Source organism: Blattabacterium cuenoti, assembly GCF_014252255.1.
Taxonomy (GTDB): domain Bacteria; phylum Bacteroidota; class Bacteroidia; order Flavobacteriales; family Blattabacteriaceae; genus Blattabacterium; species Blattabacterium cuenoti_J.
In genome coordinates this window covers 468903-494101 of sequence record NZ_CP059213.1, presented here as the reverse complement: position 1 = coordinate 494101, position 25199 = coordinate 468903, and the positions used below count along the sequence as shown (strand labels likewise).

At 23.4% G+C, this 25199-nt stretch carries 21 protein-coding genes and 7 tRNA genes; 23 read left to right on the top strand and 5 right to left on the bottom strand.

The genetic code is table 11. The annotated features are described in order from the left end of the window. Nucleotides 1-10: 10 nt before the first annotated feature. Nucleotides 11-1582, bottom strand: a complete 1572-nt coding sequence (gene rny / locus H0H41_RS02410) for a ribonuclease Y (RefSeq protein WP_185872112.1) — start codon at nucleotides 1580-1582, stop codon at nucleotides 11-13. A gap of 245 nt (nucleotides 1583-1827) precedes the next feature. Here rny and H0H41_RS02405 point away from each other — a divergent pair, with 245 nt between their 5' ends. The 9 genes from H0H41_RS02405 to rplS are packed head-to-tail and all read left to right on the top strand — an operon-like array spanning nucleotide 1828 to nucleotide 12161. Beyond that, nucleotides 1828-3000, top strand: a complete 1173-nt coding sequence (locus H0H41_RS02405) for a cysteine desulfurase family protein (RefSeq protein ID WP_185872111.1) — start codon at nucleotides 1828-1830, stop codon at nucleotides 2998-3000. 54 nt (nucleotides 3001-3054) lie between these two features. Then, complete coding sequence (locus H0H41_RS02400; RefSeq protein ID WP_185872110.1) at nucleotides 3055-3711, top strand: succinate dehydrogenase cytochrome b subunit; 657 nt, start codon at nucleotides 3055-3057, stop codon at nucleotides 3709-3711. 27 nt (nucleotides 3712-3738) lie between these two features. Beyond that, nucleotides 3739-5772 (top strand): fumarate reductase/succinate dehydrogenase flavoprotein subunit, encoded by a 2034-nt coding sequence (locus H0H41_RS02395; protein WP_185872109.1) that lies wholly within the window; start codon nucleotides 3739-3741, stop codon nucleotides 5770-5772. 11 nt (nucleotides 5773-5783) lie between these two features. Then, nucleotides 5784-6560 carry a succinate dehydrogenase/fumarate reductase iron-sulfur subunit gene (locus H0H41_RS02390; protein ID WP_185872108.1) on the top strand — a complete coding sequence of 259 codons (777 nt, stop codon included), beginning with the start codon at nucleotides 5784-5786 and terminating at the stop codon, nucleotides 6558-6560. A gap of 18 nt (nucleotides 6561-6578) precedes the next feature. Further along, nucleotides 6579-7541: an acetyl-CoA carboxylase carboxyltransferase subunit alpha gene (locus H0H41_RS02385; protein ID WP_185872107.1), complete on the top strand. Its 963-nt coding sequence runs from the start codon at nucleotides 6579-6581 to the stop codon at nucleotides 7539-7541. A gap of 47 nt (nucleotides 7542-7588) precedes the next feature. After that, the gene (dnaB, locus tag H0H41_RS02380; protein ID WP_185872106.1) at nucleotides 7589-9130 is read left to right on the top strand and encodes a replicative DNA helicase; all 1542 of its coding nucleotides are present in this window, start codon (nucleotides 7589-7591) and stop codon (nucleotides 9128-9130) included. A 7-nt stretch (nucleotides 9131-9137) separates the two neighbouring features. Next, the gene (locus H0H41_RS02375) at nucleotides 9138-10370 is read left to right on the top strand and encodes an ABC transporter permease (RefSeq protein ID WP_185872105.1); all 1233 of its coding nucleotides are present in this window, start codon (nucleotides 9138-9140) and stop codon (nucleotides 10368-10370) included. 51 nt (nucleotides 10371-10421) lie between these two features. Continuing rightward, nucleotides 10422-11810: a phosphoglucosamine mutase gene (gene glmM, locus H0H41_RS02370; RefSeq protein WP_185872104.1), complete on the top strand. Its 1389-nt coding sequence runs from the start codon at nucleotides 10422-10424 to the stop codon at nucleotides 11808-11810. A 6-nt stretch (nucleotides 11811-11816) separates the two neighbouring features. Beyond that, nucleotides 11817-12161, top strand: a complete 345-nt coding sequence (rplS, locus tag H0H41_RS02365; protein WP_185872103.1) for a 50S ribosomal protein L19 — start codon at nucleotides 11817-11819, stop codon at nucleotides 12159-12161. A gap of 71 nt (nucleotides 12162-12232) precedes the next feature. Here rplS and H0H41_RS02360 read toward each other — a convergent pair whose 3' ends face one another. Beyond that, a complete protein-coding gene (locus H0H41_RS02360; RefSeq protein ID WP_185872102.1) occupies nucleotides 12233-12502 on the bottom strand; it encodes a hypothetical protein in 270 nt (89 codons plus the stop codon). 202 nt (nucleotides 12503-12704) lie between these two features. Here H0H41_RS02360 and guaB point away from each other — a divergent pair, with 202 nt between their 5' ends. Continuing rightward, on the top strand, nucleotides 12705-14165 hold the full coding sequence (gene guaB / locus H0H41_RS02355) for an IMP dehydrogenase (RefSeq protein ID WP_185872101.1): 1461 nt from the start codon (nucleotides 12705-12707) through the stop codon (nucleotides 14163-14165). Between the two features lie 9 nt (nucleotides 14166-14174). On the opposite strand, the gene H0H41_RS02350 is transcribed toward guaB, so the two are convergent. From H0H41_RS02350 to mutS, 3 genes are all read right to left on the bottom strand, one after another. Further along, nucleotides 14175-14259: transfer RNA gene (locus H0H41_RS02350), tRNA-Leu, on the bottom strand. Between the two features lie 58 nt (nucleotides 14260-14317). Beyond that, nucleotides 14318-14390, bottom strand: a tRNA-Gly gene (locus H0H41_RS02345). Nucleotides 14391-14452: 62 nt separating this feature from the next. After that, on the bottom strand, nucleotides 14453-16894 hold the full coding sequence (gene mutS / locus H0H41_RS02340) for a DNA mismatch repair protein MutS (RefSeq protein WP_185872100.1): 2442 nt from the start codon (nucleotides 16892-16894) through the stop codon (nucleotides 14453-14455). A gap of 63 nt (nucleotides 16895-16957) precedes the next feature. Here mutS and ileS point away from each other — a divergent pair, with 63 nt between their 5' ends. From ileS to rplA, 13 genes are all read left to right on the top strand, one after another. Next, nucleotides 16958-20404 carry an isoleucine--tRNA ligase gene (ileS, locus tag H0H41_RS02335; protein ID WP_185872099.1) on the top strand — a complete coding sequence of 1149 codons (3447 nt, stop codon included), beginning with the start codon at nucleotides 16958-16960 and terminating at the stop codon, nucleotides 20402-20404. Between the two features lie 8 nt (nucleotides 20405-20412). Then, nucleotides 20413-20811 (top strand): TraR/DksA family transcriptional regulator, encoded by a 399-nt coding sequence (locus H0H41_RS02330; RefSeq protein WP_185872098.1) that lies wholly within the window; start codon nucleotides 20413-20415, stop codon nucleotides 20809-20811. Nucleotides 20812-20826: 15 nt separating this feature from the next. After that, nucleotides 20827-21474 (top strand): lipoprotein signal peptidase, encoded by a 648-nt coding sequence (locus H0H41_RS02325; protein WP_185872097.1) that lies wholly within the window; start codon nucleotides 20827-20829, stop codon nucleotides 21472-21474. An 84-nt stretch (nucleotides 21475-21558) separates the two neighbouring features. After that, a tRNA-Thr gene (locus H0H41_RS02320) sits at nucleotides 21559-21632 on the top strand. Nucleotides 21633-21665: 33 nt separating this feature from the next. Next, a tRNA-Tyr gene (locus H0H41_RS02315) sits at nucleotides 21666-21750 on the top strand. A 16-nt stretch (nucleotides 21751-21766) separates the two neighbouring features. Further along, nucleotides 21767-21839: transfer RNA gene (locus H0H41_RS02310), tRNA-Gly, on the top strand. 15 nt (nucleotides 21840-21854) lie between these two features. After that, nucleotides 21855-21926: transfer RNA gene (locus tag H0H41_RS02305), tRNA-Thr, on the top strand. Between the two features lie 31 nt (nucleotides 21927-21957). Further along, nucleotides 21958-23145, top strand: a complete 1188-nt coding sequence (gene tuf, locus H0H41_RS02300) for an elongation factor Tu (protein ID WP_185872096.1) — start codon at nucleotides 21958-21960, stop codon at nucleotides 23143-23145. 27 nt (nucleotides 23146-23172) lie between these two features. Next, a tRNA-Trp gene (locus H0H41_RS02295) sits at nucleotides 23173-23245 on the top strand. Nucleotides 23246-23277: 32 nt separating this feature from the next. After that, nucleotides 23278-23457 (top strand): preprotein translocase subunit SecE, encoded by a 180-nt coding sequence (secE, locus tag H0H41_RS02290; protein WP_185872095.1) that lies wholly within the window; start codon nucleotides 23278-23280, stop codon nucleotides 23455-23457. A gap of 9 nt (nucleotides 23458-23466) precedes the next feature. Then, entirely contained in the window at nucleotides 23467-24021 is a 555-nt protein-coding gene (gene nusG / locus H0H41_RS02285; RefSeq protein WP_185872094.1) for a transcription termination/antitermination protein NusG, read from the top strand. Nucleotides 24022-24041: 20 nt separating this feature from the next. Then, nucleotides 24042-24488: a 50S ribosomal protein L11 gene (gene rplK / locus H0H41_RS02280; protein WP_185872093.1), complete on the top strand. Its 447-nt coding sequence runs from the start codon at nucleotides 24042-24044 to the stop codon at nucleotides 24486-24488. A gap of 22 nt (nucleotides 24489-24510) precedes the next feature. Then, the gene (rplA, locus tag H0H41_RS02275) at nucleotides 24511-25197 is read left to right on the top strand and encodes a 50S ribosomal protein L1 (RefSeq protein WP_185872092.1); all 687 of its coding nucleotides are present in this window, start codon (nucleotides 24511-24513) and stop codon (nucleotides 25195-25197) included. Nucleotides 25198-25199 lie beyond the last annotated feature (2 nt).

The following is a 25199-nucleotide window of genomic DNA, read 5'->3' as shown; positions in this document are numbered from 1 at the left end:
ATTTTTATTTTTATCTAGCTATTTGGATGGCTCTAGTTTCTCTAATCACTGTTACTTTTATTTGACCAGGATAAGTCATTTCATTTTTTATTTTTTCTGTTATATCACAAGATAATTGAAAAGCTTTTTTATCATCAATTTTATCGCTCTCTACTAAAACACGTAATTCTCTTCCTGCTTGTATAGCAAAAGCTTTATTAACTCCATCAAAACTAAAAGCTATATTTTCTAAATTTTTTAATCTTTTTAAATAGGATTCGAAAGAATTTCTTCTTACTCCAGGTCTTGCTCCACTAATAGAATCTGAAATTTGTACAATAGGAGATATTAGAAATTTCATATCAATTTCATCATGGTGAGATCCTACTGCATTGCAAACTTCCATATTTTCTCCATATTTTTCCGACCATTGCATTCCTAAAATAGCATGAGGTAGTTCTGATTCACTTTCAGGAACTTTTCCTATATCATGAAGTAATCCTGCACGTTTTGCTAATTTTGCATTTAAACCTAATTCGGAAGCTAATATTCCTGATAAATGTGCTACTTCTCTAGAATGTTGTAATAAATTTTGTCCATAAGAAGAACGATATTTCATTCTTCCTATTATTTTAATTAATTCTGGATGTATTCCATGAATACCTAAATCAATTATATTTTTTTTTCCTATTTCTATTATTTCTTCTTCAATTTGTTTTTCTGTTTTTGCTACGATTTCTTCAATTTTTGCAGGATGTATACGTCCATCAATTACTAATTTATGAAGAGATAATCTTGCAACTTCTCTTCGTATAGGATTAAAACAAGATAAAAGAATAGCTTCTGGAGTATCGTCTACAATAATTTCTACTCCTGTTGCTTTTTCTAAAGCTCTTATATTTCTTCCTTCTCTTCCAATAATACGTCCTTTTACATCATCTGATTCTATATTAAAAACAGATACTGCATTTTCTACGGATTGTTCTGTTCCAATTCTTTGAATTGCTTGAATAATAATTTTTTTAGCTTCTATTTTTGCAGTTAATTGGGATTCTTCTATAATATTTTGAATATAAGATTGAGCTTTTATTTTTGCTTCATTTTTAAGAATTTCAATGAGTTCATTTTTAGCTTCTTCAGAAGAATAATTTGATATTTTTTCAAGTAATTCTACTTGTTTAATATGCATATTTTTAAATTCTTCTTGTTTCTTTTTAAGAATTTTATATTTTTTTTCATAATCAGAAATTTGTGTTTCTAAACGATTATTTCTTTTAAAATAAATTTCTATTTCTTTAGATAATCTATTTTCTTTTTCTTTTATTTGATTTTCTATATCGATAATTTTTTTTTCTCTAAAATGAACATCTTTTTCATGTTTTAATTTAAGTTCTATAAATTTTTCTTTTGCTTGAAGCATTTTCTTTTTTTTTATAGATTCACCTTCTTTTTCTGCATTCTTTCTAATTTTTTTAGCTTGAAAATTAGCTTTTTCTAATAATTGAATATATTTTTTTAATATGGTTTTTTTTCCAAAAAAATAAGATGCAATAATTCCAATCACAAACCCCATTAGGACCAAAAATCCAACATTTATTTTCATATTTACTCAATTTAAATAAAAATAAAATAGACATTTTAATAACATTTTTAAAACAAAAAATATTTTATAAAAATTATTAAATTTTTTTTCAGAAAAATTTTAATTGAATAATTAAATAAAGAAAATAAAGGAATTATTATAATTAAATATACAAAATTAAATATGATATTTTTTTTAAATACATTTTTAATAAACAGAATTTGAATACATTATATATTTGTATATAAAATTGAAATTTTCAATGAATGAAAAGAGCATATTTAGATAATGCAGCTACAACTCCTATAAGAAATGAAGTAATTAAAGTTATGAAAAATGCATTAAAACACTCATTTGGAAATCCTTCATCTATTCAATATAGTTATGGAAGAGAATCACGTTCTATAATAGAAGAATCTAGAATAAAAATAGCAAAAAATATAATAGCATCTCCTTATGAAATTATTTTTACTTCTGGAGGAACTGAAGCAAATAATCTTGTATTAAGATCTTCTATATTAGATTTAGGAGTTCAACATATTATAACTTCTCAATTAGAACATTATTCTGTTTTACAAACTGTTTTATATTTATCTTATAAATATCATGTTTATGTAAATTTTGTTCAAATTAAAGAAAAAGGAATATTAAATTTAAATCATATGGAAGATATTTTGAAAAAAAATTCTTCTAAAAAAACACTTGTAAGTTTAATGTATGCAAATAATGAGATTGGAAATTTATTAGAAGTAGATAAAGTTATTTTTTTATGTAAAAAATATAATGCTTATTTTCATTCAGATACAATTCAAATTATAGGTAATATTCCTATTAATATGGAAAAATTATCTTTTGATTTTGTAACGGCAAGTGCTCATAAATTTTATGGTCCAAAAGGAATAGGTTTTGTTTTTATTAGAAATCATATTTTAAAAAAAATAAAATATTTTATGACTGGAGGATTTCAAGAATATGGTATTCGTTCTGGAACAGAAAATACATATGGAATAGTAGGATTGTCTAAAGCTTTACAATTATCTTATTCTAATTTTTCACATCATATAGAAAAAATAAAAAATTTAAAATTTTATTGTATATCAGAATTGAATAAAATTATTCCAAATATTATTTTTAATGGATTATCATCCCACTTTGATAAAAGTATTCCTTCTATATTAAATTTTTTATATCCAACAAAAAAAAAATATCATTTATTATATTTTCATTTAGATTTAATGGGAGTAGCAGTATCCAAAGGAAGTTCTTGTAATAATGATATGAAAAAAGTATCTCACGTTATTAAAGCTATAACAAATAAAAATTTGTTAAATAAAATGATGCCTATTAGAATTTCTTTTGGAATTTTTAATGAAAAAAAAGATATAGATATCTTAATAGAAGCTTTACAAAAAATTAGAAAAAAAAAAAATTGTTTATAGTTTTAAATATCTTATTATATTTACTAACCAATGATTAAGTTAATTCTATTAATAGTGAATCAGTGTAAATATAATTTTTTTCAATCTTCTATTGGTAAAAAAGTAGTTATGGCAACTACAGGTATTTTTCTTATGATTTTTTTATTATTACATTTAAGTGTTAATATTTTTCTTTTTTCAGGAGAAAAATCTTTTAATGAAGCTGTTGATTTTATGAGAAAAAATTTATTTATTCGTATCATGGAATATGTTCTTTTTATAGGTTTTTTAATTCATATTTTATTTGGAATTAAATTACATTTACAAAATAAAAAAGTAAAAGGAAAAATAAATTATGCCGTAAATTATTATTTTACTACTTCATTTAGCAGTAGAACAATGATATATACTGGAATTTTGATTTTATGTTTTTTAATTTTACATATTATAAATTTCATGATTCCTATGAAATATTCCAATAATAATCATATTTCAGATTATGAAATAGTTATTTCTTTGTTTAAAAATCCTTTATATACATTTATATATGTATTTTCTTTCTTTATTTTAGGAATTCATTTGAATCATGGATTTCAATCTTCTTTTCAATCTTTAGGATTATCTAATAAAAATAGATTAATTTGGATACAAAAATTGGGTTTTTTTTATTTTTTATTCATTTGTTGTGGATTTTCTATTATTGCTATTTGGTTTTTTTTCAATGGTAATTAAATTAAAATAACCAATATTTTTTTATTAATGATTAAAAATTCTTTAAAATTAAATTCAAAAATTCCAGAAGGTACTATTAGTAAAAAATGGGAGAATCATAAATCTTATTTAAAATTAGTATCACCTAATAATAGATCTAATATAGAAATTATTGTTATAGGAACTGGATTATCTGGTGGATCTGCTTGTGCTTCTTTGTCTGAATTAGGATATAAAGTGAAAGCTTTTTGTTATCAAGATTCTCCTAGAAGAGCACATTCTGTAGCCGCTCAAGGTGGAATTAATGCTTCTAAAAATTATAAAGGAGATAATGATTCTATTTATAAACTTTTTTATGATACAATCAAAGGAGGGGATTATAGATCTAGAGAAGCCAATGTTTATCGGTTAGCAGAAATTTCTTCTAATATTATTGATCAATGTGTAGCTCAAGGAGTACCATTTGCTCGTGATTATGCTGGATATTTAGAAACTAGATCTTTTGGTGGAACACAAGTTTCTAGAACATTCTACGCTAAAGGACAAACCGGTCAACAACTTTTATTATCTTGTTATTCTGCTATGTCTAGACAAATAGGTAAAGGTAGAATAAAAATGTATAATCGTCATGAAATGCTTGATTTAGTAGTTATAGATGGTACAGCTAGAGGAATTATTGCTAGAAATCTTATTTCTGGAGAAATAGAAAAACATACAGCACACGCTGTGGTTATAGCATCAGGAGGATATGGAAATGTATTTTTTTTATCAACTAATGCAATGGGATCTAATGCAAGTGCTATATGGAAAGTTCATAAAAAAGGAGGATTTTTTGCTAATCCTTGTTATACACAAATACATCCTACTTGTATTCCAATTCATGGAAATTATCAATCTAAATTAACATTGATGTCTGAATCATTAAGAAATGATGGAAGAATATGGGTGCCAAAAAAATTAGAAGATGCTATTTCCATACGAAATGGAGAAAAAAAACCTACAGATATAAAGGAAGAAAATAGAGATTATTATTTAGAAAGACGTTATCCTTCATTTGGAAATCTTGTACCAAGAGATGTTGCATCTCGAGCATCTAAAGAACGTTGTGATAAGGGATTTGGAATAGAGAATAATGAAAAAAAAGAAGGCGTATTTTTAGATTTTTCTTTTTCTATAGATAAATATGGAAAAGAAAAAATCAATGAAATTGGAATAAAATCATATAAAAATTTAAAAATTAAATCTTTAGGAGAAAAAGTTCTAGAATCTAAATATGGAAATTTATTTCATATGTATGAAAAAATAACTAATCAAAATCCTTATAAAAATCCTATGAAAATTTATCCTGCGGTTCATTATACAATGGGAGGTTTATGGGTAGATTATAATTTAATGTCTTCTATACCTGGATGTTATGTAATAGGAGAGGCAAATTTTTCAGATCATGGAGCGAATAGACTTGGAGCATCTGCATTAATGCAAGGTTTAGCTGATGGATATTTTATTTTACCATATACTATAGCAGATTATTTATCTATATATGTAAAGAATCCAAAAAAAATATCTATAAAGCATGAAGAATTCAATAAATCAGAAAAAAATGTAAAAAATAGAATTAAAAAACTTTTTCAAAATAATGGAAATACGACAGTTGATTTTTTTCATAAAAAACTTGGAAATATTATGTGGGAATATGTAGGAATGAGTAGAAATCATACAGGTTTATATAAAGCTATTAAAAATATACAAGAACTTCGTAATGAATTTTGGAAAAATGTTTTTATTCCTGGAAAAATTGAAGATGGATTAAATTCTGAATTAGAAAAAGCAGGAAGGGTTGCAGATTTTTTAGAATTAGGTGAATTAATAGCTATGGATGCTTTAAATAGAAAAGAATCTTGTGGTAGTCATTTTAGAGATGAATTTCAAACAAAAGAAGGAGAAGCTCTTCGTGATGATATTCATTATAAATACGTTTCTGTATGGAAAAATAAAGAAAATCAATCTATTAGTAATGAAATTATGTATAAAGAAAATTTAAATTATAATTTTATTAAAATGCAATCACGATCTTATAAATAAATAAGAAAAATATGAAAAAATTTATGAAGTTTGAATTAAAAATATGGAGACAAAAAAATAATGAAAGTAAAGGGTTTTTTAAAACTTATCAAGTTATTGATATATCTCCTAATAGTTCTTTTTTAGAAATGCTAGATATTTTAAATAATCAACTTATAAAAAAATATAAATATAAAGAAGAATATTATAATTCTCCAATAGCATTTGATCACGATTGTCGTGAAGGTATTTGTGGTATGTGTTCTTTATATATTAATGGAAGGGCTCATGGTCCAGATAATTTAATTACGACTTGTCAATTACATATGCGTCGTTTTCATGATGGTGAAACTATATATATTGAACCTTGGAGATCTAAAACTTTTCCTATTATTAAAGATCTTATTGTAGATAGATCTTCTTTTGATAGAATTATCATATCAGGTGGATTTATTTCTGTAAATACATTAGGAAAAACAATAGATGGAAATATGATTCCTATTTCAAAAAATGAATCTGATAAAGCTTTTGATGCAGCAATATGTATTGGATGTGGGGCATGTGTGGCCGCATGTAAAAATAGATCTGCTATGTTATTTGTTTCTGCAAAAGTTTCACAATTTTCATTATTACCTCAAGGGAAAATAGAAAGAAAAAAAAGGGTATTGAAAATGGTGAATAAAATGGATGAAGAAGGATTTGGTTCTTGTACTAATACAAAAACATGTGAAATAGAATGTCCAAAAGGAATATCTACAGAATATATTTCTATGATGAATAATGAATATATACGTTCATTTACTATTTAATAAATTTTTTTCTATAATATGGAATACTTAGATTTTGAAAGACCGATACAAGAAATTAAAAATCAATATCTTAATTGTATTTTAATAGAAGAAAAAAGTGGTATAAATATGAAAGAGGTTTGTAATCAATTACAATCCAAATTAGAAAAAACAATTAAAAAATTACATAGTAATTTAACTCCTTGGCAAAGAGTTCAATTATCTAGACATCCAAATAGACCTTATACTTTAGATTATATAGAATTTATAACAAAAAAAGATTCTTTTATAGAATTACATGGAGATCGATATTTTGGAGATGATAAAGCAATAGTAGGAGGTTTTGGAAAAATAGAAGATCATACTTTTATGTTAATAGGAACACAAAAAGGAAGAAATACTAAGGATAGACAATATAGAAGATTTGGAATGCCTAATCCTGAAGGATATAGAAAAGCATTACGTTTGATGAAACTAGCAGAAAAATTTCGTAAACCTATTATTACTTTTATTGATACACCTGGAGCCTTTCCTGGAATTGAAGCAGAAAAAAGAGGTCAAGGAGAAGCTATTGGAAAAAATATTTATGAAATGATGTGTTTAAAAGTTCCTATAATTGTTTTAATTATAGGAGAAGGAGCTAGTGGTGGGGCTTTAGGAATTGGAATAGGTGATAAAATTTCTATGATGGAAAATTCATGGTTTTCTGTTATTTCTCCTGAAAGTTGTTCTACAATACTTTGGGGAAAATGGGATAAAAAAGAAAAATCAGCAGAATCATTAAAATTAACAGCAGAAGATATGTATAAATTAAATTTTATAGATGATATTATTAAAGAACCTTTAGGAGGAGCTCATTTTTATCCAAAAAAAGCTTTTAAATTAGTAAAAAAACAAATTATAAAATATTATAAACAATTATCTATTATTAATATAGAATCTATTATTAAAAAAAGAAAAGATAAGTATATATCTATAGGTTTTTTTGATGAAAATATTTAAAAATTTTATTTATACTTTATTTTTTTTTGAAATTATTTTAAAATAAAATGAATTGGATACAACAAGTAGAAGAAAATAATTTTTATTCTAAAAAAGAAAAAATACCTCCTCAAGCATTAGATTTAGAAGAAGCTATAATAGGAGCTATTATGATAGATAAAAAAGGATTAGATGAAGTTATTGATATACTTTTTCCTGAAGTTTTTTATAAAAAAAAACATCAATATATTTTTGAATCTGTACAAAAATTATATCATAATTCTAAACCAATTGATTTATATACAGTTTCAAATGAACTTAATAAAAGTGGAAAATTAGAATTAATAGGAGGAGAGTTATATTTGATAAAATTAACACAAAAAGTTATTTCTTCTGCACATATAGAGTATCATAGTAGGATTGTATTACAAAAGTTTATTTTAAGAAAATTAATTAGTATATCTTCTGATATTATTCAAAAATGTTATGAAAAAAGTACAGATATATTTGATCTTTTAGATTATGCAGAATCTAAACTTTTTGAAATAAATCAAAAATATTTTGTTACAAAAAAATATGAAACAACTCAAGGTTTAATAAAAAAAGCTATTGATAAAATAAAAAAAGTAGAAAAAGAAGGATTAAGTGGAATTTCTTCTGGATTTTATAAAATGGATAAAATAATATCTGGATGGCAAAATTCTGATTTAATTATATTAGCATCTAGACCTGGAATGGGGAAAACAACTTTTATGTTATCAATGGTTAAAAATATTGTAATAGAACAAAAAATTCCGGTTTTAATTTTTTCATTAGAAATGTCTTCTATTCAATTAATAACAAAATTAATTTCATCAGAAACTGGTATTTCTTCAGAAAAAATAAAAAAAGCTAATTTAGATAAATTCGATTGGGAATGTTTAAATAATAAAACAAAAAATTTAAAAAATGCACCTTTATTTATAGATGATACACCTTCTTTATCTATATTTTCTTTTCGTACAAAATGTCGTAGGTTAATATCTCAACATGGAGTAAAATTAATATTCATAGATTATTTACAATTAATGGTTATTAATGATAATGGATCTAAATTGCAAAATAGAGAACAAGAAATATCAGTTATTTCTAGAAATTTAAAATCTCTAGCTAAGGAACTTGATATTCCTATTATAGCTTTATCTCAACTTTCTAGAGCTGTTGAAACAAGAGGTGGAAGTAAACGGCCTTTATTATCTGATTTACGTGAATCAGGTGCAATAGAACAAGATGCAGATATAGTTTTATTTATTTATAGACCTGAATATTATGGATTTAAAATTTGGGATTCTGATGAAAATAATGATTCTTGTATTGGTCAAGCCGAAATTATAATAGCTAAACATAGAAATGGAGGATTAGATAAATTTCGTTTAAAATTTATAAGTGATCAAGCAAAATTTGTAAATTTAGAAGAAGAAAAATCTTCTTCATTAATTTGGGAAGAAGATTATAAAAATAATTTTTTAGATTTAGAAAACTCTTTTATGTCGTCTTATGATGATTTTGACAAAAATTACCCAAAATATAATTCAAATAATGAAAATTATTTAGATGAAGATATAAAATAAAAAAATATTGAATTTTGAATGGTTTTTTTCTAAAAAAACAATTTGGAAAGATTGTAGTAAAAATAAAATACTTAGAACAATAGTAATTATTACTCAAACAACAATATCTTTTGGTATAATTATTATAATTTTAACATTTTCTATAGGATTTGGATTTAAGAAAATCATAAAAAATAAATTTTTAAATATTAGAGGACAAATTATTGTTGAAAATAAAAATTCATTTTTTTATAAAAAAAATCAAAAATTTTATTTAAAAAAATATTTTGATTATAATTTTATTAAACAAATTCATGGAATTATTGAAAATAATATAATTATTGGAAATAATAATACAATAGGAAGATATATATATAAAGGATTGTATCAAGATTATAATCCTATTTTTTTTCAATATTTTTTAATTAAGGGGAATTTTTACAATAAAAAAAAAAATTATAACTACAATAACAACGTTATTTTATCAAAAAAAATATCCCAATCATTAAAATTAGATATTGGATCAAATATAAAAATCGATTTTATTTTTTTCAAAAAAAAAGGTATTCCTGTTATATTATCCAAAAATTTTATAGTATCTGGTTTATATGAAACAGGTATTCCAGAATTTGATAATTTATACATCATTGGAAATATAAAAGATATTCAAAAAATTTATGGATATAAACAAGATTTATTTAAAAAATTTGAAATTTTTTTATATTCTTTTCATAAAAAAAATATTGAAAAAAAAATTTTAAAAAAAGTATCTAATAATTTTTTAATTCAAAATATTTATGATCATAATAACTATGATATTCTAGAATGGATAAATATATTTGATATAAATATTATCGTGATTAGTTTTATTGTTTTTATATCATTGGTAATAAATATGATTGTGTTTATTTTAATACTGCTTTTAGAAAGAATTAGAACTATAGGTATTTTAAAAACTTTAGGAGCTAGAAACAAGGTTATACATAAAATATTTATATTTTATATTTTACAAATATTTATTCCATCATTAATTATAGGAAATTCTATAGGAATTACTTTATTAATTCTGCAAAAAAAATTTCATTTAATATCACTAAATAAAATACAATATTTTGTAGAATATGTTCCAATTGATATTAATATAATTCATATTTTTATTATTAATGCATCTATTATTTTGATTTGTTTTGTTACAATATTTTTTCCTATTTTTTTTATTATTAATAAAATTTCTACTATTAAAGTAATAGAATTTGAATAAATTTTAATTTTGTATTTTTGTTTTTTAAATAAAAAAAAATTTTATTAATTTTTGACACTTGTAAAATCTTCATCTGGAATAAGAGGTACATTAGGAGGAAAAGTAGGAGAAGGTTTTTCTCCTATAGATATAATTAAATTTTCTGCTGGATATATTTCTTGGATGAAAAAAAAATATAAAAAAAAGAAAAAATATGTTATCATTTTAGGTATAGATGGTAGAATTACTTCTTATTTATTTCAAGATTTTTTAATAATTACTTTTAGAACTCTTGGAGTAGATGTTATAAATATTGGTTTATCTACAACTCCTACTGTTGGTATAGCTATTATAAATGAAAAAGCAGATGGAGGAGTTATGTTAACAGCTAGTCATAATCCTAAAAATTGGAATGGATTAAAAATGTTTAATTCTTATGGAGAATTTTTATCTGAAGAAGATTTTAAAAAATTATTTGATATAACAAAAAAAGAAAATTTTAGATTTTATTCTTATAAAAAATTAGGAAATCTTTTTTATAAAAAAAATTATATTCAAAAACATATAGAAAAAATTCTTGCATTACCTATTATAGATATAAATATTATTAAAAAAGCAAAATTTAAAATTGTAATAGATGGAATTAATTCAACAGGAGGAATCGCCGTACCTATACTTTTAAAAAATTTGGGAGTTCATGTGATAGAAATGCATTGTAATCCTCATGGAGATTTTATTCATAATCCTGAACCTATTAAAAAAAATTTAAAAGAAATATGTAATAAAGTTCCAAAAATAAAAGCAAATTTTGGAATATCTGTAGATCCAGATGTTGATCGTGTAGTATTTATTTGTGAAAATGGAGATTTTTTTGGAGAAGAATATACTTTAGTATCTATAGCTGATTATATATTATCTAATAAATTAGGGCCTGTTGTTACTACTTTATCTTCCTCTCATGCATTAAAAGATCTTGCTATAAAAAAAGGAGTTCCTTATTATTCTACTTCTGTAGGAGAAGTTCATGTTATTAAAAAAATGAAAGAAGTTCATGCTGTTATTGGAGGAGAAGGAAATGGAGGTATTATTTATCCTGAATTACGTTATGGTAGAGATGCGTTAGTAGGAATTGCTTTGTTTTTAACTCAAGTAGCTAAACTTTCTAATATTTCATTATCAAAATTAAAAAAAAAATATTCTAATTATTTTATGTCAAAAAAAAAGATACGATTTTCTTCTCATGATAAAATTAAAACATTATTGAAAATAATCATAAAAAAATACAAAGGTACAAAAATGAATTTTAATGATGGAATTAAAATTCATTTATTAAATAATGAATGGATTCATATAAGAAAATCTAATACTGAAAATATTATTAGAATACATACAGAAAGTTTTTCAAAAAAAAGAGCTGATTTATTAGCAAAAAAAATTGTATATGAAGTACAAAAATTATAAATATTTATGTTACAAAATTTGATTAAATACACGGAAGAAAAATTTATTTCTAAAAATGATTTTCCTTTATTTCATTCTGGAGATACCATTACTGTTTTTTTTGAAATTAAAGAAGGAGAAAAAAAAAGAATTCAATCATTTAAAGGAGTAGTTATAAAGAAACAAGGAAAAGGATTAACTAAAACATTTACTATTCGAAAAATAAGTGTTGGAATAGGAATAGAACGTATATTTATTTTGAATCAACCAAATATAAAAAAAATAGAAATTAATAAAAAAGGAAAAGTTCGTAGAGCGAAAATTTATTATTTTCGATTTCTTAAAGGTAAGAAAGCAAGAATTAAAAGTTGATTATTTTTTTTATTAAAAAGCAAAAAAGAGCGCACGACGGTTCTCTCTTTTTTGCTTTTAATTTTTTAAAATTATTTATTATTTTTTTCGTTTTCTTCAGTAGTTATTTTGTCTTTTTCAGACGCAGTTCCATTTTCCTCATTATTATTTTTTGAGGTCTCCTCAGAAGTTGTAGGAGAAGTATTTGTAGTAGTGGAATCTGTTTGATTTTCATTATTATTAGCCGTTTTTTCCTCTTCTGTTGTAGGAGAGGAATTTTTATTTTTATTATTACAACTTACAGTAAATAAAAATATCGCTAATAAAATCGTAGTAACAGTAATTCTTAATTTTTTCATCATAATCAATAGTATTTCAATTATTACATATTCTCGGCAAATTTATATAAAAATTTGAAATGAAAAAATATATCATGATTTGTATTTTTTTAAAAAACCCGATAAAACAATATAATTAAGTTTTTTCAGTTTGAAAATAAGAATATTATAAAATTACGTTTTTTATGAAAGTAAACAAAATTATATATTTTTATAAATAAAAATTATGTTTTTAAATAAAAAAATTTTAAAAGAAGCTCTAACTTTTGATGATGTTTTGCTTGTTCCTTCTTACTCATCAATTATTCCATCAGAAGTTTCTCTTAAAACTTATCTAACTCCTGATATTTCTCTCAATATTCCTATATTAAGCGCAGCTATGGATACAGTTACTGAATATGCTTTAGCTATATCTATAGCTAGAGAAGGAGGAATAGGTATTATTCATAAAAATATGAGTATTAGTAATCAATCAGAAGAAGTTTATAAAGTAAAAAGAAGTGAAAGTGGAATGATTGATGATCCTATTACACTTTCTAGAAATTCTACACTAAAACATGCTCAATATCTTATGAAAAAATATAAAATATCTGGACTTCCAGTTATAGAAAAAGATCATTCATTAGTAGGAATTATTACCAGAAGAGATATAAAATATCGTACAGATTTAGATTCTTTAGTGGAAGAAGTAATGACAAAAGAAAATTTAATTATTTCAAAAATAAATAATATCACTCTAGAAAAAGCAAAAAATATTTTATTAAAAGAGAGAATAGAAAAACTACCTATTGTAGATACTAATAATAAATTAGTAGGATTAATCACCATTAGAGACATTGATAATTTAATTGAGTATCCTGATGCATGTAAAGATTCTAGAGGTCGTCTTCGTGTAGGTGCAGCTGTAGGTATAGATAAATATACTTTAAAAAGAGTAGATTCTTTAGTAAAAGTAGGTGTAGATATTATAGCTATAGATTCAGCTCATGGTCATTCATCTAGAATATTACAAATTATTAAATTAATACGTTCTTCTTTTCCTAAGATATCATTATTAACTGGTAATGTAGTAACAAAAGAAGGAGCTAAAGATTTAATAGATGCAGGTTCTACTGTTTTAAAAGTAGGAATAGGATCTGGTTCTATTTGTACAACAAGAGTAATAGCTGGAGTAGGAATGCCTCAAATAACAGCTATTAATGATGTATATGAATATGCTAAACAAAGAAATGTAAATGTTATATCAGATGGTGGAATTAGATATTCAGGAGATGTTGTCAAAGCTATTGCCGCAGGAGCTAGTTCTGTTATGATAGGTAGTTTATTTGCAGGTACAGATGAATCTCCGGGAGAAGAAGTTATTTTTCAAGGTAAAAAATTTAAAACTTATGTTGGAATGGGATCTTTAATTGCTATGAAAAGAGGAAGTAAAGATCGTTATTTTCAATTTAATGAAAAATCTGTTCCAGAAGGAATAGAAGCAATAGTTCCTTATAAAGGAAAAATGAAAGATACAATTTATCAAATTTGTGGAGGATTACGTTCTGGTATGGGATATTGTGGTGTTTCATCGATAACAGAACTTATAAAAAAGGGAAAATTTGTAAAAATAACTAATTCAGGATTAAAAGAAAATCATCCACATAGTGTAAATATAACAAAAGAAACTCCAAATTATAAATTATAATAAAATAAATACCCGGGACGGGATTTGAACCCGTACGATCATAATGATCACAGGATTTTAAGTCCTGTGTGTCTACCAATTCCACCACCCAGGTTAGTATATATTAGTATATATATATTATAAATATAATTAATATATAATAATTTAAAAAAAGCGAGAAACGGGAATTGAACCCGTGGCCCCGACCTTGGCAAGGTCGTACTCTACCAACTGAGCTATTCTCGCAAATTATTCTAATTTAAAAACACTTTTATATATATAGCAAATTATTTAAATAATATTTAAAATCAATTTTTATTTTTTTTCATTTTTAATATTTTTAATATTTCTTTTGCTCTATCTATAATTTGAATTGGCATTCCCGATATTTTTGCTACATGAATTCCAAAACTATGATCACTTCCTCCAATCATTAATTTTCGCATAAAAATAATATTATCATCAATTTTTTTTACAGAAATATGATAATTTTTAATTCTTTTAAAAAGAGAACTCATTTCATTTAATTCATGATAGTGAGTAGCAAATAAAGTTAGAGGGCGTAAACTATTTTTATGTAAAAATTCAATAATCGATTTAGCTATTGAAATTCCATCATAGGTACTTGTTCCTCTTCCTATTTCATCTAAAATAATAAAACTTCTATTGGAAATATTATTTAATATGCTTGCTGTTTCGTTCATTTCTACCATAAAAGTAGATTCTCCTAAAGAAATATTATCTGTAGCTCCTACTCTACTAAATATTTTATCTATTAATCCTATTTTTGCATATTGAGCTGGAACAAAACTTCCAATATGAGCCATTAGTATGATAATGGCTGTTTGACGTAAAATAGCAGATTTTCCAGACATATTAGGACCTGTAATGATCATAATTTGTTGATCTGATTTATTTAAAATAATATCATTTGGTATGTAAGATATTTTTGATATGAATTGTCTTTCAATAACTGGATGTCTTCCTTTTATAATACATATTTTTGAAGATTGATCTATTTTTGGTTTAATATAATTATTTTCTAATGCTATTTTAGAAAAAGAACATAATACATCTAATTTTGCAATATTTTTTGCATTTTTTTGTAAATGTTTTAAGTATTTCAATATTTGATCTATTAAATTAGAAAATATTTTTTTTTCTAAAAAAAATATTTTTTGTTCAGCATTTAAAATTTGTAATTCATAATTTTTTAATTTTTCTGTTATATATCTAATAGAATTAATTAATGTTTGTTTTTGAATCCAATGAGATGGAACTTTATGTTTTTTTGAATTTTTTACTTCAAAAAAGTACCCAAAAATATTATTATATCCAATTTTTAAGTTTTTAATTCCTGTATTTATTTGTTCTATTTTACAAAGTTTTTCTAGATATTTTTTTTGTGAAAAATATAATGTTCTAATTTCATCTAATTCTTTAGAAAATCCTTTTATAATTACATTTCCTTTTCCTTTTTCAATTTGATGTGGAAGATTTTCATGTTGTATTGTATTCATAATTTTATGAGATATAATATTACAATCTTGAAAAGAATTTGCTAATTCTATAAGAATTTTAGATTCTTGAGATAAAAATTTTTTTTTTATTTCATGAATAGAAATTAAAGATTTGTGTAATGTGTATATTTCACGAGGAGATATTTTTCCAATAACCATTTTTGAAATTATTCTTTCTATATCATAAATATCTTTAAGTTTTTTTTTTATAAAATTTCGTATAATATTATTAGAATATAATTCTTGTACTATTTGATAACGTTTTTTTATATGAAAAATATTTATTAAAGGAAAAAGAATCCAATTTTTTAATAATCGACTTCCCATAGAAGTCATTGTTTTATCTAAAATATTTATTAAAGGAATTCCTTCTTTATTCAAAGAATGAAATATTTCTAAATTTTGAAAAGTAAAATCATCAATCCACATATGTTCTTCTTTTTTTATTCTTTGAATATTAGAAACATGTTTAATATTAAAATGTTGTGTATTATCCAAATAGGATAATATTACTCCAGAAGAAATAATTCCTAATTTTAAATTATCAATTCCAAATCCTTTTAAAGAATTTGTTTTAAAATGTGATATCAGTTTTTCATATGCAAATTCATAATTAAAGATCCAATCTTCCATTAAAAAGGTATAATATTTATTTTTTAAAAATTTATCAAAAAATTTTTTTTCTTTTCTTTGAAAAAGAATTTCACTAGGATTAAAAAATTTTAAATATTGTAATACATTATTTTTTTTATCTTCTGTTATAAAAAATTCTCCTGTAGAAATATCTAAAAAACTTAATCCTAAATTATTTATTCCTACATGAATAGATGCTAAAAAATTATTTGATTTTTTTTGTAAAATATTATCATTGATAACTGTTCCTGGAGTTACTAATTCAACAACTCCTCTTTTAACAATATTTTTATTTCCTTTTATAGGTTCTTCTAATTGATCGCAAATTGCTACACGTAATCCTGAATGAATTAATTTTGGTAAATAATTATTTAAAGAATGATAAGGAAATCCTGCTAAATGAGTATTAGATCTTTTAGTTAAAACAATATTTAATATTTTAGAACATTTAATAGCATCTTCTCCAAATATTTCATAAAAATCTCCAACTTGAAATAATAAAATTGTATCTGGATATTTAGTTTTTATATTATTATATTGCCTAATTAATGGAGTTTCTTCTTTTTTTTTATAATAAAATTTATCGTTTTTATTCATAAATAAAATATTTTTTTATAGTAAAATAGAAGATTTTTAATTTTTTATCATAAAAAAAACCTTATGTCAAAAATATTTAGAGAATATAAAAAATTGGATCTTAATAAGATAAGCATAGAAATATCTGAATATTGGAAAAAACATAAGATTTTTCAAAAAAATTTTAATTTTTCTAAAAATAAAAAAAAATCATTTTTTTATATTTTATATGAAGGACCTCCTTCTTTGAATGGAAAACCTGGAATTCATCATATATTATCTAGAACTATAAAAGATATTTTTTGCAGATTTAATACTTTAAAAGGAAAAAAAGTATTTAGAAAAGCAGGTTGGGATACTCATGGACTTCCTATTGAATTAAATGTTGAAAAAGAAATAGGTATTACTAAAAATGATATAGGAAAAAAAATTAGTATACATAAATATAATCAATTATGTAAAAATTTTGTAAAAAAATCATTAAAAGAATGGTTATTATTTACAGAAAAAATAGGTTATTGGATAGATATGGATAATTCATTTATAACTTATAATACAAAATATATAGAAAGTGTATGGTGGTTAATCAAAAAATTATATTGTAAAAATTTTATTTATAAAGATTTTACAATTCAACCTTATTCTCCAGCAGCAGGAACTGGATTAAGTTATCATGAGTTAAATATGCCTGGTACTTATAAAAAAGTAGAACAAATATCTCCTTTTTTAAAATTTAAAGCAATAAAAGAAACTCTTCCAAAAGAATTAAAAAATATTTTAGGAGATATTTATTTTTTATCATGGACTACCACACCTTGGACTTTACCTTCAAATACAGCATTAGCTATTGGATCTAATATAGATTATGTTTTGATCAATACTTATAATACTTATACTTTTTGTCAAGAAAATATTATTTTATCTGAAAAATTGATTCATAAAATATTATTACCAAATAAATTTTATCCTGTTTTTAATAATATTGAATTAAATATATCAAATATTAAAAAACATAAAATTCCTTATTTTATAGAAAAAAAAATTAAAGGTAAAAAATTAATCTATAGTAGATATGAACAATTATTACCTTGGGTGAAACCTTATGATAATGAAAAAAATGCATTTCAAATTATAGAAGGAGATTTTGTTCATATAAATGAAGGTACAGGAATTGTTCATATAGCTCCTACATTTGGAATAGAAGATTTTATAGTAGCTAAAAAATATAAAATTCCTCCAATGTTAGTTTTAAATAAAGAAAAAATTCCTGTTCCTTTAGTTGATTTACAGGGTAAATATTTAAATATTCTTCCAAATGGATTTGGAGGAAAATATATAAAAAATGATTTTAATCCAAATAATTTAAATAAAAATAAAATTTCAATAGATCAAGAAATTATTTCTTTTTTAAAAAAAGAAAAAAAAATATTTAGAACAGAAAAATATATTCATTCTTATCCACATTGTTGGAGAACAGGAAAACCAATACTTTATTATCCTTTGAATTCATGGTTTATTAAAACTACAAAAGAAAAAAATAAAATGATTTTTTTAAATCAAAAAATAAAATGGCATCCAGAATTTATAGGTAAAAAACGTTTTAATTCTTGGTTAAAAAATATAAAAGATTGGAATTTTTCAAGAACGAGATATTGGGGAACTCCTCTTCCTATTTGGAGAACAGAAAAAGGAGATGAAGAAATAGTTATTGGATCTATTAAAGAATTATTTATAGAAATTCAAAAATCAATTCAATATGGTTTTATGTCTAAAAATATTTTTAAAGATTTTATAATCAATGATATGAGTGATAATAATTATAATAAAATAGATTTACATAAACATATTTTAGATGATATTATTTTAGTATCTCCTAAAGGAATTCCTATGAAAAGAGAACCTGATTTAGTAGATGTATGGTTTGATTCTGGAGTTATGCCATATGCTCAATTTCATTATCCTTTTGAAAATAAAGAATATATAGATAATAATTTATTATTTCCTTCTGATTTTATTTCTGAAGGAATAGATCAAATAAGAGGATGGTTTTTTACTTTACATACAATTAGTAGTATGTTATTTAATTCTATATCGTATAAAAATGTTATATCAACAGGATTAGTTTTGGATAAAAATGGACATAAAATGTCTAAAAGTAAAGGAAATACTATTAATCCTTTTCATTTAATTAATGATTATAGTTCTGATGCAATACGTTGGTATATTATATTTAATTCTGATCCTTGGGATAATATAAAATTTAATATAGAAGGAATTACTAACGTAATTAATAAATTTTTTGGAACATTATATAATATTTATTCTTTTTTTGTTTTATATGCTAATATTGATGGATTTATTTATAAAGAAAAAGAATGTTACAATTATACAAAATTAGATTTTTGGATTATTTCTGAATTAAATACTTTGATTAAAAAAACAGATAATTATTATTCCAATTATAATCCAACAAAAGTTACACGTTTAATTTCATCTTTTGTTTTAGATAAATTGAGTAATTGGTATATAAGATTATGTAGAAGAAGATTTTGGAAAGAAAAATATACAGAAAATAAAATATCTGCATATCAAATACTTTATAAGTGTTTAATTGTTTTAGCAAAATTAACTTCTCCTATTATTCCATTTTTTTCAGATAAACTTTATTTAGATTTAAATTCTATTACTAATCAAGAACCTTATAAAAGTGTCCATTTAACGAAATTTCCAAATTATGATATAAAATTCATTAATAAAGAATTGGAAAATTCAATGTTTTTAATTCAAAAAATAATTACTATGATTTTTTCAATTCGAAAAAAAAATGGAATTAAAATTCGTCAACCCTTACAAAAGGTTCTTATTCTTATTTCTGATGAAGAAATACGTTTTCAATTAAAAAAATTATATAAAATTATTTTAAAAGAATCTAATATTAAAAAAATAGAATTTTCTGATTCTTATAAAAATTTAGAATTAGTTAAATATATTAAACCAAATTATAAATTTTTGGGTTCTAGATTTGGAAATAAAACTCAAATTATTTCTAAAATAATAGAAAAATTTAGTCAAGAAAAAATTAGAGAAATAGAAAAAAATAAAAAATGTATAATTTCTTTACAAAAAAAAGAAATTTTTCTTTTTTTAAAAGAAGTAAAAATAACGACTGAATATATTAAAGATTGGTCTATTTTATTTGATAATGAATTAACAATAGCATTAGATTTACGTATAACAGATTCTCTTCGAGAAGAAGGATTTATAAGAGAATTAATTAGAAATATTCAAAAATTGAGAAAAAAACGTAACTATGATGTAGTTGAAAAAATATTTTTATATATAAAAACTGTTAAAAACATACAATTAATTATACAAAAAAATAAAGATTTTATTTGTAAAGAAACTCTTGCCTATGATATACTTTTTTCTTTTAAAGAAATGAAAAAAAAAGAAATGGAATTTTATTTTATAGAAAATTTTGAAGAAAAATTAATGTTATATATACAAATTAAAAAAGTCGAAAATATATAAATAAAAAAATGGAAGAAAAAGGAAAAAAAAGATATTCTAGATATTCTATGAAAGAGAGAAAAGAGTTTCGTAAAATTATACTTGAAAAATTAAAAAAAGCTAAAAAAGATTTATTGATTCTTCAAAATTCTTTTTCTAATAATCAAAATAATGGAACAGATGATACTTGTCCAACTTTTAAAGCTTTTGAAGAAGGTTCAGAAACTTTAAGTAAAGAACAAAATGCTCAAATTATGGATCATTTACAGAAGTTTATAAAGAGTTTAAATTCGGCTTTGATTAGAGTAGAAAATAAAGATTATGGAATTTGTCGAATTACAAAAAAATTAATTCCTAAAGGACGCCTTATGGCTGTTCCTCATACTACTCTAAGTATAGAAGGAAAAGAGCTTGTAGAAAAGAAATAAGTAAATTTTAATTTTTTGAAAAAAATTTTTTTTATTATTTTTTTTATTTTATTAATAGATCAATTTTTAAAAATTTATGTTAAAACTCATTTTGAATTGGGGAGTAAATTTTATCTTTTTCCTTTTTTTTGGATTTTTTTTGTAGAAAATCCTGGAATGGCCTATGGAATTTGTCTTGGTAATGGATATTATGGAAAAATAATGTTAAGTATTTTTCGTTTTTTTTTAATTATATTAATGTTTTTTTTTCTTTATAAAAATGTGAAAAAAGGATCTTCTAATTATTTAACAATTCCTACCAGTTTAATTTTATCAGGATCCATAGGAAATTTTTTAGATAGTGCATTATATGGATTTTTATTTGATAAAGGAACAATTTATAATGATGAATATCATAAATGGATTCCATATTCAGGAATATCTAAAATAAATTATTTATTTCATAATAATGGTGGATATTCTTCTATTATGGAAGGATGTGTTGTTGATATATTTTATCTACCTATAATAGATATTTATTTTCCTAATTGGATTCCTTTTTTGGAAAATTTTCATTTTCAATTTTTTAAACCAATTTTTAATGTATCTGATATTTCTATATTTATTGGAGTAATATTATTTTTATTATTTAATAATAGAATTAAAAATATGAAAATTTTATGATATTTATTATTTTTTTGAGAATTATAAAAATCTCTATAGATTTGTATTATTCTGATTTTCATTGTTACGAATAAAATTTTATTTGCCGGTGTAGCTCAGTTGGTCAGAGCACGTGATTTGTAATCTCGGGGTCGTGGGTTCGAATCCCTCTACCGGCTTGAATCTTTTTTTTAAAGAAGATGATTTTAAAAGGGGAGATACTCAAGTTTGGTTAACGAGGACAGACTGTAAATCTGTTGGCTTTTGTCTTCGCAGGTTCGAATCCTGCTCTCCCCATTAATTAAATAAATAAGCGGAAGTAGCTCAGTTGGTAGAGCATCAGCCTTCCAAGTTGAATGTCGCGGGTTCGAATCCCGTCTTCCGCTCTAGATTTAATTATGGCCAATGTAGCTCAGTGGAAGAGTACTTCCTTGGTAAGGAAGAGGACACGGGTTCAATTCCCGTTATTGGCTTTTTTAAACTAAATTTTTAATAATCTTTATCATGTCAAAAGAAAAATTTAAACGAGACAAACCACATTTAAATATAGGAACAACAGGTCATGTTGATCATGGTAAAACTACTTTAACTGCTGCTATTACAAAAGTATTATCAGAAATAGGATTAGCAAAAGAAAAAAGTTTTGATGCTATAGATAATGCTCCTGAAGAAAAAGCGAGAGGAATTACTATTAATACATCTCATGTAGAATATGAAACAGTAAAACGACATTATGCTCATGTTGATTGTCCCGGACATGCTGATTATGTAAAAAATATGATAACAGGAGCAGCTCAGATGGATGGAGCCATTTTAGTTGTAGCAGCTACAGATGGTCCTATGCCTCAAACCAGAGAACATATATTATTATCTCGTCAAGTAGGTGTTCCTAAAATTGTAGTTTTTATGAATAAAGTGGATCAAGTTGATGATCCTGAATTATTAGAATTAGTAGAAATGGAAATTAGAGAATTACTTTCTAAATATGAATATGATGGAGAAAATATTCCTATAATACAAGGATCTGCATTAGGAGCTTTAAATGGAGAAGAAAAATGGATAAAAAAGATTAAAGATCTAATGAATATATTAGATGATTATATTCCTGAACCTATTCGTGAAATGGATAAACCATTTTTAATGCCTGTAGAAGATGTTTTTACAATAACTGGAAGAGGAACAGTTGCAACAGGTCGTATAGAAAGTGGTATAATTAATACAGGGGACTTAGTGGATATTATAGGAATGGGAGATAAAAAATTATCTTCTACTGTAACGGGAGTTGAAATGTTTAGAAAAATTTTAGATAAAGGTCAAGCCGGAGATAATGTTGGTCTTTTATTACGTGGAATAGAAAAAAAAGATATTAGAAGAGGAATGGTTATTGGTGCACCAGGTTCGATAAAACCTCATAAAAAATTTAAATCTGAAGTATATATTCTTACAAAAGAAGAAGGAGGTAGACATACACCATTTCATAACAAATATCGTCCTCAATTTTATTTAAGAACAACAGATGTAACAGGAGAAATTTATCTTCCAAAAGGAGTAGAAATGGTAATTCCAGGAGATAATATTTCTATGGATGTAGAATTACATCAGCCTGTGGCATTAAGTGAAAATTTACGTTTTGCTATTCGTGAAGGAGGAAAAACAGTAGGAGCTGGACAAGTTATTCGTATAATGGATTAATATTATTATTTTATTATTATTTTTAATACGGATGTAGCTTAGTTGGTAGAGCATCGGTCTCCAAAACCGAAGGGCGTAAGTTCGATCCTTACCATCCGTGCATGATTTGTGTAAAAAATCGTAAAAAAAAATATGAAAAATTTTTTATTAGAAATTTATAATGAATTTTTTCATTGCATTACATGGCCTAAGTGGGAAACTTTACAAATAAAAACAATGATGGTATTTTTTTTTTCTATATTTCTATCCATATTTTTGTATGGAGTAGATATTTTTTTCATTTTTTTAATTAAAAAATTATTTTCTTTATAAAAAAGATATATGAGTGATTTGGAAAAAAAATGGTATGTTATTAAAACTATTAGTGGACAAGAAAATAAAGTAAGATTATATATTGAAAACGAAATTAGGGATAATGGATTTCAAGAATATATAGGAAAAGTATTGGTTCCTATTGAAAAAGTTATACAAATGAGAAAAGGTAAAAAAATTCATAGAGAAAAAGTTCATTATCCTGGATATGTTATGATAGAAGTAAATTTAGAAGGAGAAGCTGTTCATGCAATTAAAAATGTTCCTGGAGTTATTAATTTTTTAAGTGAAGGTAAAGGAGTAACCGCGGTTCCAATTCCTATGAGAAATGATGAAGTTAATAAAATGTTGGGTAAAATAGATCAATTATCGGAAGATTATGAAAATATTAATATTCCTTTTATAGTTGGAGAAACAATTAAAGTTATAGATGGTCCTTTTACTGGATTTAATGGAACAATTGAAAAAATTAATGAAGAAAAAAGAAAATTAGAATTATCTGTTTTAATTTTTGGAAGAAAAACTCCATTAGAATTAAATTTTACACAAATAGAAAAAATTTAAAATTAAATTAATTGTGAATCATGGTTAAAATTAAAGGAAATAAAAAAGTAATTAAAAAAGTTAAAATTCAAAAAATAAATGGAGGACAAGCTAGCCCTGCTCCACCCATTGGTCCTATTTTAGGAAGTTCAGGAGTTAATATCATGGAATTTTGTAAACAATATAATTCTCTTACTCAAGAAAGTAAAGGAGAAATATGTCCTGTTGTAATCACTGTATATGAAGATAAATCATTTTCTTTTATTATAAAAAAATCACCAGTTTCTATTCAATTATTAAATATGATGAAAATAGAAAAAGGATCAAAAGAATCTAATAGATCTAAAATTGGAAAAATAAGTTTAGATAAGATTGAAATGATAGCAAAATATAAAATGGTAGATTTAAATTGTTTTTCAATAAAATCTGCTATTTCTATGGTTTCTGGAACTGCAAGATCTATGGGAATAGAAATAGAAACTTCTTAAAAATATTCTATTTATTTTCGGTATGTTAAAAAAAATAACTAAAAATAGAAATAAAATTATAGAAAAAATTTCTAAAAAAAAATATTCTTTAGAAGAAGCAATTTCTCTTTTAAAGGAAATAACTTTTGTAAAATTTGATGCTTCTGTTGATATTTCTATAAATCTGGGAATAGATGTTCGTTTACCTAATCAAATGGTAAAAGGAACTGTTAAATTACCTTATGGTATAGGTAAAAATATTTGTGTATTAGCTTTAGTTAATAAAGAAAAAGAATTAGAATCTAAAGAAGCTGGGGCAGATTACGTAGGATTAGATTATATTGAAAAAATTAAATCTGGATGGACGAATATTGATATTATTGTTGCTACTCCTTCTGTAATGAATCAATTAGGTCCTATAGGAAAAATATTAGGACCTAAAGGATTGATGCCTGATCCTAAATTAAATACAGTTTCTGAAACACCAGAAAAATCTATTAAAGAAATTAAATCTGGTAGAATTTCTTTTAAAACAGATCGTTATGGAATTATTCATGCTTCAATAGGAAGAATTTCTTTTTCTGAAAAATATTTAATGGATAATATTAAAGAATTTATGGTAACAATAATTCGAAATAAACCATCTACTTCTAAAGGAATTTATATAAAAAGTATTTATTTATCTACTACGATGAGTAATAGTATTCCATTAGATTCAAAAGTTTTTTGAAG